The 13055-nt window shown below is 63.0% G+C and carries 7 protein-coding genes; 1 reads left to right on the top strand and 6 read right to left on the bottom strand.

Annotated elements, in window-relative coordinates; translation table 11 throughout:
• The first annotated feature begins 60 nt into the window (after nt 1–60).
• Nucleotides 61–285, top strand: coding sequence for a YgdI/YgdR family lipoprotein (locus HX815_RS27590; protein ID WP_102369114.1), 225 nt, complete (start codon nt 61–63; stop codon nt 283–285).
• 188 nt (nt 286–473) lie between these two features.
• Here HX815_RS27590 and HX815_RS27585 read toward each other — a convergent pair whose 3' ends face one another.
• The 6 genes from HX815_RS27585 to HX815_RS27560 all read right to left on the bottom strand — a co-directional run bounded on the left by HX815_RS27585 (nt 474) and on the right by HX815_RS27560 (nt 12955).
• Nucleotides 474–1904, bottom strand: a complete 1431-nt coding sequence (locus tag HX815_RS27585) for a lipase (RefSeq protein ID WP_177029230.1) — start codon at nt 1902–1904, stop codon at nt 474–476.
• 178 nt (nt 1905–2082) lie between these two features.
• Nucleotides 2083–5193: an autotransporter serine protease gene (locus tag HX815_RS27580; RefSeq protein ID WP_177029229.1), complete on the bottom strand. Its 3111-nt coding sequence runs from the start codon at nt 5191–5193 to the stop codon at nt 2083–2085.
• A 184-nt stretch (nt 5194–5377) separates the two neighbouring features.
• Nucleotides 5378–8335, bottom strand: coding sequence for an autotransporter serine protease (locus HX815_RS27575; protein ID WP_177029228.1), 2958 nt, complete (start codon nt 8333–8335; stop codon nt 5378–5380).
• A gap of 197 nt (nt 8336–8532) precedes the next feature.
• Nucleotides 8533–9870, bottom strand: a complete 1338-nt coding sequence (locus HX815_RS27570) for a TolC family outer membrane protein (protein WP_003217106.1) — start codon at nt 9868–9870, stop codon at nt 8533–8535.
• 2 nt (nt 9871–9872) lie between these two features.
• The gene (locus tag HX815_RS27565) at nt 9873–11207 is read right to left on the bottom strand and encodes an HlyD family type I secretion periplasmic adaptor subunit (protein ID WP_008433775.1); all 1335 of its coding nucleotides are present in this window, start codon (nt 11205–11207) and stop codon (nt 9873–9875) included.
• Nucleotides 11204–12955: a type I secretion system permease/ATPase gene (locus HX815_RS27560; protein ID WP_134326662.1), complete on the bottom strand. Its 1752-nt coding sequence runs from the start codon at nt 12953–12955 to the stop codon at nt 11204–11206. Before HX815_RS27560 ends, HX815_RS27565 begins: the two co-directional genes overlap by 4 nt.
• Nucleotides 12956–13055: the final 100 nt, after the last annotated feature.

Below are 13055 nucleotides of genomic sequence, written 5' to 3'. Positions count from 1 at the left end.
TTAAATGAGTCTCCCCCGACCGCTCAGGTGCGGGGTTTTCGAAGGATCAGGGTAAGGGTTATGAGCATGAAGAATTTGGGTCTGGCGGTGGGTATGTTCACGTTGCTGGTATTGGCCGGTTGCTCCACGCAGACGGTGGTGACGTTGCAGAACGGCACTCAATACCTGACCAAGGACGTGCCCAACGCGAAAACCGCCGATGGCTTCTACGAATTCACCGATATCGCCGGCAAGCATATTCGCGTCAAGGCCGATGACGTCGCGACCGTGATGAAGGAGAAATAAAAAGTGGGAGCCCGTCGGCTCCCACTTTTCTTTGCCATGATCGTTCCCACGTTCTACGTGGGAATGCATCCCGTGACGCTCCGCGTCACCACTGCGCAAGACATGAACCGTGGGTTGGCCGTTGGACGCAGAGCGTCCGGGGCGGCGTTCCCACGCAGAGCGTGGGAACGATCAATCCGTGGCGCTACTTAGCCGATGGAAACCCCATCACCCCAAACCCCGGCGAGCCCAACGCCAACCAGCGTCACCGAGTCCGCGCCAAAGCTCAGCACGGTATCGCCCCCCACCACCTTGGCGTGGTCACGCCAGTCCGCACTGCCCTCCACGTCCCGGAACACCAGCTTGTCGGTCGGCTGATAACCAATCACCCGGTCCTGCCCAAACTGCCCGCCGAACAGAAAGGTGTTATGCCCGCTGTTGTCGCGGATCGTGTCATTGCCCTTGCCGCCCTCGATGAAATCCACACCCTTGCCACCCTGGATCAAGTCATCGCCATCACTGCCGATGATGAACGTGTTGCCCTTGTGCGGCTCGGCATTGCGGTTGAGGTCCTGCACCCAGGTATTGGCCCGGGCCGGGTCCGACAGGTTGGCCACGATAATCGTCGAGTCCCGGCTGGTCAGGTCGTAGAACTGCGAGTCCAGGACCCGCGTCATGCCATCCCCATACCCGGTGGGCAAATGAGAAAGCCAGGTGGGGACATTGACGATGGAAAACGGCAGGACATTCCACAGCGTCGACGCGTAGTGATCGTTGAAGCTGACGATATTGTCCGTGGTCGACTCATGGGGCTTGTCGTGCACGCCCAGTGACGAGAAGTTGAACGACGAACCGTCCAGCGCGCGAAACACCGGGTCGTTTTCATAACCGATGTTCAGCACCTTGTCGCCGGCACTCTGGGTTGGCGAGGCATAAGCCACATAGTTGGAGTCCTTGTAGAACCCCGACCATTTATTGCCGCTCAGGTCGGCCATGCTGTTGACCGCCAGGCCACCCAGGCTATGACCGCTGACCACCACGTCCTTGCCCGTCAGGCCATGACTGCCGGCATACGCCGCGACATCCTTGAGCAAGGTGCCGAAGGCTTCGCCGGCGTAGTTTTTCGCATAATCCTTGGGCCCCAGCGCCGCCAGCAGGTCGCTGACCAGATCGCCGATGGAGTCGCTGATCAAGGTTTCCCGAGGCCCCGAAGTCCCGCGAAAACCAATGCCGATTTCCAGCAGCTTGCCGTCGCCATCGTACTTGCCCAGCACTTCCACCTGCGCGGTGGTGTAGCCGGGCTTTTCACCGAAGAACGTGCCCCGGGCGTCCACCTTGCCGCCGTAGCCCAGGGTACTGGCGCTGATGGGCGTCCAGCCAGCCTTGTTGACCGCCTCAAGGGCGGCTTTTTCCGAGTCGGGGTTCCAGGGAATCCCTGGAATAACCCCCTGTGAATCGGTGCTGCCCAGCAGCGCGCCCACCAGAGTGGCGGGCAGCCCCAGGCCAAAACCGTTGTGCTGGTAACCCACGGCAAAGCCGTTGTCCAGATTGTGATAGGAGTACAGCGTGATCGCCATGGCATCGCCGAACAACGCTTTGGAGCCCTCGGTGCTGAGGTTCTTATAGTCGAAAACACCCATGGTATTGCCTCTCTTTTGTTGGAATTGTCGAGAAAGCCGAATCTGCACAAATGGACGATTGGACCGGATCAATGTGGGAGCGGGCTTGCTCGCGAAGGCGGTGGATCAGTCAACCCATCCACCGACTGGCACACCGCTTTCGCGAGCAAGCCCGCTCCCACATTTCGAACCGCAGTGTTTAGAAAGCCCAGTCCAGGCTCAAACCCACCCCATGGACTTTCTCCTTGCTGGCCAGCAGGCCGTTGTAATCCAGATTCACCTTCGCATCCTTGCTCAGCGCCAGGCTGACCCGCGCCCCCACCAATGCCGCATCACGCACCATCGACGAACTCTCCACAGTGAACGAAGGGCCGCCCGAGGCAAACGCCAGGTGCCGCTCGGAATCGACGCTGCTCAGGTTGTGCTGCCAACCCAGGGTGCCGGAAAGCTCCAGTTGCTGATGGTCATTGATATTCAAGGTTTTCAGCGCTCGAGCACCCAGGGTACTCAACACCACATCGCGGCTGTCATCCCGGCCCTTCAAGGCCGCCGCATCACCCTTCTCGGTAAACCCATCGGCATCCAGATGCACGTACGCCAGGTTGGCGAACGGTTCCAGGGCCAGGGGTTGCAGGTTCAGGCGATACGCCGCCTCGGTAAACACCTGGGTACTGCGGGCATCCACCTTGGCTTTCTGCTTGCCGGCGACTTCACCGTATTGCAGCTCGCGCTTCACATCGGCGCGGTGCCAGCTGTAGGTCGCACCACCGCTCAAGCGCAAGGCACCGATTTCATGCCCGGCATACGCACCCAGGTGATAGCTGTCCACCGATGCCCGGGAATGGGTGTCGCTGCCCATGTTCAGCGATGTATCGCTGTACCCCGCCACCAGGCCTACACGGGTGTCTTCATCCAGCGCGCCGTCCACACCCGCCAGCATGCCGCCGATGGAGGTGGTATAGCCCGCCGTATCGCTGCCGCTGTTGGTCTTGCCCCAGGCGCCCAACGCCTTGACCCAGACGTTGCCACGGCTGTCGACGGTCTGGCTCGATGCGCCCATTTGCCCTTGCTGCAAACGCTCGCCCACGGCTTCGCGCAGGTAGCGGTTGTCATTCACCAACGCGGTTTCCAGCGCCGGGTAGATCTCCCCGGACAGCTGCTGGAATGCACCCTGGGCCGAGGCCGCATTTGGCGCCAGCAACAGGCTTTCGTACACGGCGTTGCCCGCGCCCAACTGCTCGGCAGCAGCGGCCACCGAACGTTGGTTCGGGGTGGCGGCCACACTGGCAAAGGTGTTGGCATTGCGCCCCACATCCAGCTGCACGCCGTTGGCGGCGTAGTTCAGGGTGCCGCCGATAAACAGATAGTTGGGCAGCACCGAACCGAAGCTGCCGGTAATCCCGCCTGCAGCCTGGAGGATGTTGTACTGGCGACCGATCAGGCTTTCGGCCTGGGTCTGGGTCAGCAGCGTCGGGCTGTTTTCCAGGGCCAGGGTCACCGTGCCGCCGCTGAGGGTGGCCTTGCCACCGGCGACGATGCGATCACTGTTGGTGGCCGACAACTCCACCGCATAGGTGGAGCCCGCCGCGAAGCTCACATCCCCGGCCACGTTCAGGGTGCCGATGGAATTGCCCGGCGCCACGGTACCGCCGCTGTTCGCTGTCAGCGAACCAATGCGCCCGGAACCACCCACTACCCCGCTGCTGCTGACGGTAACGTCGGAGGTGATCGAGCCATTGATCGCCAGCAACCCTTGGTTGACCAGGGTCGGGCCGCTGTAGGTGTTGGTGCCGGTCAGTACCAGCGCGCCAATGCCCTGCTTGGTCAGGCCGCCATGCCCGGAGATATCGTTGCTCCACACATCCAGCCCGCAATGCACATCGGTGCACGTGCGCTGGGTCGGTTTGCCGGCATCCACCACGGCGCCAATTCCTGGCAGGTCCGCGACAAACTGGCCGGAGCCGTAGGCGCCGTCGATACGAAACTCCGCCGGGATATCCTCAGCCGTCACAAACATCCCCGGGCCGTTGATGGCCTTGCCCAGGTTGATCATGCCCCAACCGTACAGCGAGTCGATGCCCGGTGCGCCGAGGTCGGTCGCGGTGGTTTTCAGCAGCGTGGAGATCTGGTCGCCGCTCATGTACGGGAAGCGCTCCATCAACACCGCTGCACTGCCGGCCACATGCGGCGCGGCCATGGAGGTGCCGTTGAAATTGGCGTAGTCGGTGGTCAGGTTTTCCAGGGAGGTGCCGTTGATCACCGAACTGTAGATCTTGGTGCCGGGGGCCGCGACGCAGAAGCTGGCGGCATACCCGCAGCGCGAGGAAAACGTACTGATCACGTAAGGATCGGAACTGGCGGTGTCGGGATTCTGTTGCAAGGCCGCCACCGACAGCCAGTTGGGTGCAATCTCCGGCACGAAGTACGCCAGGCCCGAGATCGCATCCGGGTTGTTGCGGTTGTAGTCGTTGCCGGCGGCAAAGATCGTCAGCACGCCGCTGCGGGCCGCATCAATGGCGCCCTGATAAGCGCCACCTGCGATCGTCCCAAGGATCGGCCGAATGTTATTGAACTGCGCCTGGGCTTCATTGACCGTGAAGTTGGGGAATGCCGGGTCACGTCCACCCTTGGCGTACTGGTCACCGATGCCGATGCCCCAGCTGTTGTTGATAATGCGCGCGCCGCTGGCCACCAAGGCATCCCAGCCGGCTTTGTAGACCGCACCGTCGTTGCCCAGGATGATCCCGTCTTCGGGGCCCGGGTCACCGTTTTCGGCGCTGATGATCTGCGCATCGAACGCCACGCCGTGCATTGGCCCGCCGTCGCGGTTACCCGCGGCGATGCCGCCTACGTGGGTGCCGTGATTACCGAGCTTGCCGTTGGAACCCAGGGAAGGCGTGCCGTCGTAGCGAAACGCATCCCCGGCCTTCACCGGGATGTACGGGTCGGTGTATTGGCGAATGCCTTCGGTCACGAGCGTGACCACTTTGCCGGGGCTGGCGAATTCCGGATGCTGGGCATACACCGGCTGGTCGAAGATCCCCAGCTTCACGCCCTTGCCGGTGTAGCCGGCGGCGTAGGCGGCGTCTGCATGCACGGCGCCCAGGCCCCAGTCGGCCTTGAATTCATTACTGCGCCAACTGGCAGCATCTCCCAGTTTTCCGGTTTCCACGTAGGGTGCGGCCTGGGCGGTACCCAGGCTGGCCAGGCAACACAGCAACGCGCCGTATGGCACGCAGCTCAGGGCCTTGAGCGGGTAGCCCGGGCCTGTTGGGATGGCGGATTGAAACCCTCGTTTTGTTTTTTTCACGGTGACCTTCCTTAGTTTTTATTGCACTTGTATAAATCACGTTTCTCCCAAGCGTCGCCGACCCCATGTGGGAGCGGGCTTGCTCGCGAATGCGGTGGCTCAGCTACAGGTGCGTCGACTGACACACCGCATTCGCGAGCAAGCCCGCTCCCACAGTTGACCTCTTTCGACCTCAGGATCTTGCTCAGAACTGCCAGTTCAGGCTCAAACCCACACCCTGGATTTTTTCCCGGCCAGCCAATTGGCCGGTGTAGTCGAGGTTGACCCGTGTGCTTTTGCTCAACGCCAGGCTCGCCTGCACGCCCACCAATGCCGCGTCGCGCATCAACGGCGAGCTTTGCACCGCAAACGACGGCCCTCCGGCGACAAACGCCAGGTGCTCTTCGGATTCAACGGCACTCAGGCTGTGCTGCCAGCCCAGCGAGCCGGAAACGTCCAGTTGCTGGCGGTCGTTGAGAGGGAACGTTTTTGCCGCCCGCAGGCCCAGGGTGCTCAGCACTGCATCGCGGCTATCGCTGCCACGCTCCAGCGCGGCGGCGTCGCCTTTCTCGTCAAAGCGCTCGTTGTCCAGATGCACGTAAGCCAGGTTGGCGAACGGCTCCAGCGCCACCGAGGACACGTTCAAACGGTAGGCCGCTTCGGTAAATACCTGGGCGCTGCGCGCATCCAGCTTGGTCTTCTGCTTGCCGCTGACTTCGCCGTACTGCAAGTCGCGTTTCACGTCGCCGCGATGCCAGCTGTAGGCACCGCCGACGCTCAAGCGCCAATTGCCCAGCTCATGCCCGGCGTAGGCGCCGAGGTGGTAGCTGTCGATGGACGCCGATGAATGCGTGCCGCTGCCCATGTTCAGCGAGCTGTCGCTGTAACCGGCCACGAGACCGGCACGGGTCTGCTCGTCCAGCGCGCCGTCGACACCGGCCAGCATGCCGCCCAGTGAACTGGTGTAGCCTGCCGTGTCGCTGCGGCTGTCGGTCTTGCCCCAACTGCCGAGCGCCTTGACCCACACGTTGCTCTCACCGGTAACCGGCGTATGGCGCAGGCGCTCGCCCACGGCATCGCGTACCTGGCGGCTGTCATTGATCAGCATTGTGCCGATGGCCGGGTAGATTTCTCCCGACAGCTGCTGGAAACCCGACTGCGCCGTGGCTGCCGAGTCTGACCGCAGGATGCTTTCGTACACCGGATTACCGGCGCCCAACTGCTCGGCGGCCGCCGCCACCGACCGCTGGTTACGAGTGGCACCGACACTGGCGAAACTCGCATCACTGCGGGCAATGCCCAGTTGCACACCGTTGGCGGCATAGTCGAGGGTGCCGCCGAGGAACAGGTAGTTGGGCAACACGGCACCGAACTGGCCCTGGACCCCGCCAGCCGCCTGGAGGATGTTGTACTGGCGCCCCACCAGGCTTTCCGCCTGTTGCAGGCTGAGCAGGGTCGGGCTGTTTTCCAGGGCCAGGGTCACGGCGCCGCCGCCGAGGATTGCCTTGCCCGTGGCGACAATCCGGTCGCTGGTGGTGGGGGTGAGTTCGACCGCATAGGTGGAGCCGGCGGCGAGGTTTACATCCCCGGCCACCTGCAAGGTGCCCACGGAGTTGCCCGGCGCCACGGTGCCGCCGCTATTGACCTGTAACGCCGCGATGCGACCGGAGCCGCCCAACGTGCCGCTGTCATTGACCGTCACCGCGGACGTCAGCGAGCCATTCACCGCCAACCGGCCGCCATTCACGGTGGTCGGGCCACGGTAGGTGTTGTCGCCCGCCAGGATCAGGCTGCCCGCACCGGATTTGGTCAGGCTGCCTTCGTAGATACGCTGGGCCGCGGCTGCCGCACGGGCAGTGCCAACGGCATAGTCCGTCTGGTCCTGCTGACTCGCGCCGGCGCCCACGCCGTTCTCCCAGCCCTTATCGCGCAGGGTTTGCTGCCAGGCCAGGGTTTCGGCGCTGTCTTCGGCCTGACGCTGGATCAGCGCCTTGTCGGAGATCGCATTGCTCCACACATCGCCCTGCCCGGCCGCCAACGTGACATTCATCGGCCCGAGCAATTGCCCGGGCCCGTGCATTGCTCGGCCAAGGTCCGGCACGCCCCAGCCGACCTGAGTGGTCGGTGCATCGGTGACCGCGCCATTGAGCTGGGTGGCCGTGGTCAACAGCACCTGCAAGGCCTGCTCGTTGTTCAGGTATGGATAGCGTTCCATCACCAGCGCCAGTGCGCCGGTGGCATGGGGCGCCGACATCGAGGTGCCGGATTTCACCCCATAACCGCCATCGGGAATGGTGCTGTTGATCAACGCCCCGGGGGTGGAAATGCACCAGTACTTGGCGATGCCGCACTGGTTGTATTTCTGGTTGTTCGCCTTGTCCAGGCCCGATACCGCCAGCCAGTGGCCTTCCAGCTCCGGCTGGAAATAAGGCAAGGCCGAACGCACGCTGGCGTTGGCGTAGCCGCTGTTGCCAGCACTGAACACGTTGATCACCCCGGCCTTGGCCACCTCCGCAGCGGCATCCAGCCAGGTGTTCTGGTTGTAGTGCTGGGCATAGGCAGCGTGCAGGTCGCCAATGGTCTGGTAGCTGACATCCTTGGGTTGGCTGCCCCAACTGTTATTGATCGCGCGCACGCCGGAATCCACCAGCGCGCTGTACACTGCCTTGAAGTACTTGGGGTCTGGCGTGGGGCCGAACAGGAAGCTGTCGCTGGCGTTGGTGTTGCCGACGTAGATCTGCGCGTTGTACGCCACGCCGTGCATGCCCACGCCATCGCGGGCCGCGCCCATGGTGCCGGTGACGTGGGTGCCGTGGGAGTCATTGTTTGGGTTGAGCGCGCCGGTGGTCGTGAAGGGGCTGCCATCGACATAGGTGCCACTGGCGGTGACCGCGTGATAGCGGTCTTTTGAGGCTTCGGGATGGTTGGGGTCGAAACCCGAGTCCAGGGCGCCGATCTTCACGCCACTGCCGGTGATGCCGCTCGCATAGGCCTCGTTGGCTTTCATCCGCTCCAGGCCCCAGTCGCTCTGGAACTCGGCGGTGCGCCAACTGCCGGGGTCGCCGACTTTTCCGGCTTCGATGTACTGCCCGTGGGCCGCCACTGACAGCAGCAGCAAGGAGCCTGCGGTGAGAGGTTTGAAGCGAGGTGAACCAGTGATCATGAAGAGTCCCTTTTCTTATTGTTGAGATACCTGTGGCGAGGGAGCTTGCTCCCGCTGGAGTGCGCAGCGCTCCCAAGATCTTGGGGCCGCTACGTAGCCCAGCGGGAGCAAGCTCCCTCGCCACAACAAGCGCCCTTGCCAAAACAAGCGCCCATGCCACCAAAGCTCCCTTGCACCAAGTACCACTCGTCCAGGCATCAGCGGCTCTCAGGACCAAACGCCTCGTCCACCTTGGCCAGGTCGGTGTCACGCAAGTTGCCCGCGTAGTAATGCAATTTGGTCCAGGCCATCAGGTAGTCGTACCGTGCCTGGGCCAGGTCGCGACGGGTGCTGTACAGCTGCTGCTCGGCGTTCAGCGCATCGAGGTTGACCCGCTCGCCGCCGAGGATGCTTTGCTTGGTCGAGACCACCAGCGCTTCAGCCGAAGTCAGCGCCTTTTGATACGCCCGCAACTTGCTGACGCCCGACAGGCAAGCACTGAACTGGCGTCGCAGTTCGATCAGGGTTTCGCGAGTCTTGCCTTCCAGTTCGTACTCGGCCTGCTCCATGGCGCGGCTGGCCTGGCGGGTGGAAGCCGAGACGCCGCCACCGGCATACAACGGCATGCTGACTTCGATGCCGATGGTGTTGGTGTCGTAGCGCTGGTTGTAGGTGTTGCCGCTGTCGGATTCCTGCTGGCGCGAGCTGGCATACGCCGTGATGCGCGGCAGGTGCCCCGAACGGTTGCGCTCCACTTCATAACGCGCCACTTCCACGGACTGGCGTTGCGAGGCCAGGTTGGGGTTGTTGGTCAGCGCCAGTTCGTGCCAGGTGTCGTAATTGGCCGGGGTCAGGGTGAAGGCGGCAAACCCCGGGTTCAGCGGCGCCAGGTCGTTGATGTTGACGCTCTGCACGCCAATCAGCGCCCCGAGTTCGCGCAGCGAGGCGTCCTGTTCATCCAGCGCCTGGATTTCCTCGGCAGTCGCCAGCTCATAGCGCGACTCGGCTTCCAGGATGTCGGTGCGGGTGCCCTCACCCTGCTGGAACAGATGCTGGTTCTGCTGGAACTGCTGCTCGTAGGCCTTTTTCTTGGCGCGGGCAATGTCGATCTGGTCCTGGGCAAACAACGCCTGGGTGTAATAGGTCAGCACCCGCACCAGCAGCGCCTGGCTCTTGTCGCGGAAGCTCTCGTCGGCAAACAGTGCCTGGGCCACGCCCTTGCGGTAGTTGGCATAGGCTTCGTAGTCGAACAGCGGCTGTTGCAGGGTGAACGTGGAGCCATAGCTGTTGTAGTTGCGGTCATCGTGATAATTGCCGCCGCGCCCGTCGGGCAAGGTGGCCTGGGAGTTGTTGCGGCCCTTGTTGTAGTTGTACGAGAGCTTGGGCAGCAGGCCGGCGCGGCCGATGGTGCGGTTTTCCAGGCCGGCGTCGCGCTCCTTGATGGCACCAAGGAATACCGGATCGTTGCGCAGGGCCTGTTCGTAGACATCGAACGGGCCCATGGCGGCCTGGGCGCTGCCGCAGGCGAGCAGCAAGGCGATGAACATCGGCTTCATGCTCATTCCTCGGTCAACGCCGAGCCAGCGCGGTCCAGCAGCGGCTTGAACAGGTAATTGAGCAAGGAGCGCTCGCCGGTGCGGATGAACATCTCGGCGGGCATCCCCGGCTTGATCACCAGGCCATGGAGTTTCTCCAGGGCGCTGCTGCTGACGGTGGTGCGCAGCACGTAGTAAGGCATGCCGGTTTTTTCGTCGAGCATCTGGTCGGCGGAGATCAGGCTCACCTCCCCCGGCACCCGCGGCGTGCGGCTCTGATTGAAGGCGGTGAAGAGAATGTCCACCGGCAAGTGCGCACCGACCTTGTCCACCAGGTGCACCGGCAGGCGCCCTTCGACTTCCAGGCGGGTGTCCTGGGGCACGATTTCCAGCAGGGTTTCACCGGCACGCACCACGGCGCCTTCGGTGTGCACGCCCAGGTTGACCGCGATGCCATCGGCGGGCGCGTTGATCTCGCTGTGCTGCAGGTCGAAACCGGCGGAGGTCAATTGTTGCTCCAGGGTCAGGCTGCGCAACTGCGCGTCGGCCAGTTGGCTGCGGACTTCCTTCTGGTACTCCTCGCTGTGCTGCTGCAACTTGAGGCGCGACTCGAGGATGCCCTGCTCCACCCGCCCGCTTTCGCCGGTGTTCTGCGCCAGGTCCTGTTGCACCTGGGACAGTTGCCGCTGGTATTCCATCAGCCGGTTGCGCGGGATGTAGCCGTTGTCGGCCAGGGGTTGCAGGTTGTTCAACTGGTCACGCAGGGATTGCGCCTGGGCCGTCAGGTCACTGCGGGCGCGACGCATGCCGTTCAGTTGCGCCGTAGCGCCTTCGATACTGGCGCGAATCCCGGCCTGTTCCCGGGCAAAGGCTTCGCGGCGGCTGCTGAACAGTTGACGCTGGCCTTCGAGGACCAGTGCCAGGGCTTGGTCCGGGTTGCCGCTCAATTGCGCCGGAAACGTGATCGTCGACTGGTTATCCCGCTCGCTCTGCCACCGTGCCACGCTGGCCCAGGCCATGCGGTACTGGGCTTGCAGGGAGTGCACGTCGGCCTGGTTCTGCGTCTGGTCGAGCCGGAACAGCGGCTGGCCCTGCTTCACCGCCTCGCCCTCACGCACCAGAATCCGGCTGACCACGCCGGGGCTCAGGGTTTGCACCGCCTTGCGCTTGCCCGAAACCACCACCGTGCCTTGTACCGGGATCCCCTGGTCCAGCGGCGCCAGACTGGCCCAGAGGAAAAACCCGCCGGCGCCGACCACCGTCAGCAGCCAGCCCATGCGGGCGAAGAAACGCGCGTCGTGCTCGGGGTGGGTCTGTTCGTAATCGCGGTTGATTTGAATGCTGCTGTCGCTGCTCATGCGCCTGGATTCCTTCCGGCTTGATACTGACGGCTGAGGCTGACCCCGGCCTTTTCTCGTGGTGCTTCCTGCTGGCCGGACAGTGCGCGCAGCACGTCCTGGCTCGGACCAAATGCCTGCAAACGACCTTCGTTCAGCACCAGCAGCTTGTCGGCCTGGGCCAACGCCGAGGAACGGTGAGTCACCAGCACCACCGTGCTGCCCTGGGCTTTCATCTGCATGATCGCGCTGGCCAGGGCGGCTTCACCCACGGTGTCGAGGTTGGAGTTGGGCTCGTCGAGCACGATCAGGCGTGGCCCGCCGTACAGCGCGCGGGCCAGGGCGACCCGTTGTTTCTGCCCACCGGACAGGCCGCTGCCCTCGTCGCCGAGCACGGTGTCGTAGCCGTGGGGCAAGCGCAGGATCAATTCGTGCACACCAGCCTGTTGGGCGGCCTGCACCACCCGCTCCGGGTCGGCTTCACGAAAGCGCGCGATGTTGTCGGCGATGCTGCCGCTGAACAGTTCGATGTCCTGGGGCAGATAACCGATATGCGGTCCGAGGTCGTCGCGGTCCCAGCGATGAATGTCGGCTCCGTCCAGGCGCACGGTGCCCGCCAGGGTTGGCCATACGCCCACCAGCACGCGGGCCAGGGTTGATTTGCCGGAGCCGGAAGCACCCAGCACGCCGAGCACTTCGCCCGCCGTCAGGTTGAAGCTGACTTGATGCAAGGTCGGCACACGTCGCCCCGGCGGGCCTGCGCTGACTTGCTCGAAACTCACATTGCCCTTGGGCGCCGGCAAGGCCATCTGCTCGCCCTGAGGCGGAAACTCGCGCATCAGGTTGTCCAGGCGCTGGTAGGCCAGCTTGGCCGAACTCCATTGCTTCCACACGGCGATCAACTGGTCGATGGGGCTCAACACCCGACCCATCAAAATGGAGCCTGCGATCATCATCCCGGCGGTCATGTCGCCCTTGATCACCAGGAGCGCACCCAGGCCCAGCACCAACGATTGCAGGCACAGGCGCAGGGATTTACTCAGGGAACTGATGATCGAGCCGGTGTCGCTGGCCTTGTTCTGCAGGCCCAGGAACTGCGAATGCACCTTGAACCAGCGCTTGCGCAATGCACCGAGCATGCCCATGGCCTGGATGGTTTCGGCGTTGTGCAGGTGGCTGGTGGCCAATTGGGTGGATTGCTGGGAATAACCGCTGGCTTCACCCAGAGGCTTTTTGGTCAGGTATTCGTTAAGGCACGCCAGGGCAATCAGCAGCACGGCACCGGCACTGGCCAAGACACCCAGCCACACGTTGAACAGGAAAATCACGAACAGATAGATCGGAAACCACGGCGCGTCGAAAAACGCGAACAGCGCAGGCCCGGTGATGAATTGGCGGATGTGGGTCAGGTCCCCCAGGGATTGCCCGCCATGGCCTTCGCCCCGTTGCAGGTTGCGCTCGAAAGCGGCCTTGTAGACCCGCAGGTTGAAACGCCGCTCCAGCTGGCTGCCGATGCGAATCACGATAAAGCTGCGAATCACCTCCAGCACACCGATAAAGGCGAAGAACCCCACCACCATCAGCGTCAACATCACCAGGGTGGTTTCGTTCTGTGAAGACAGCACGCGGTCGTAGACTTGCAACATATAAATCGACGGCACCAACATCAATACGTTAATCAATGCCGTGAAACAGCCAATACTGATCAGAATACTTTTGTAGTCGCCGAGTGCCTTGAACAATGGTGCAACGGGAGTGGTCTTCGCCATGTTGCCTGATCTTCCCTGAGCCGAATGACGCGCAATAGTTTACCGAGCGCCCCAATAAGGGGCGGGCAAACATTAAAATCGGGTTATATCGTTATAACGA

It is taken from the genome of Pseudomonas sp. E6002 (assembly GCF_013385565.1).
Classification (GTDB): domain Bacteria; phylum Pseudomonadota; class Gammaproteobacteria; order Pseudomonadales; family Pseudomonadaceae; genus Aquipseudomonas.
Note: the sequence above shows the minus strand (reverse complement) of the source record. Positions and strands in the feature narration are given on the sequence as shown.

Coding starts and splice junctions, on each gene's coding strand:
- HX815_RS27590 (WP_102369114.1), top strand. CDS start 61: ATGAGCATGAAGAATTTGGGTCTGGCGGTGGGTATGTTCACGTTGCTG.
- HX815_RS27570 (WP_003217106.1), bottom strand. CDS start 9,870: ATGAAGCCGATGTTCATCGCCTTGCTGCTCGCCTGCGGCAGCGCCCAG.
- HX815_RS27565 (WP_008433775.1), bottom strand. CDS start 11,207: ATGAGCAGCGACAGCAGCATTCAAATCAACCGCGATTACGAACAGACC.
- HX815_RS27585 (WP_177029230.1), bottom strand. CDS start 1,904: ATGGGTGTTTTCGACTATAAGAACCTCAGCACCGAGGGCTCCAAAGCG.
- HX815_RS27560 (WP_134326662.1), bottom strand. CDS start 12,955: ATGGCGAAGACCACTCCCGTTGCACCATTGTTCAAGGCACTCGGCGAC.
- HX815_RS27575 (WP_177029228.1), bottom strand. CDS start 8,335: ATGATCACTGGTTCACCTCGCTTCAAACCTCTCACCGCAGGCTCCTTG.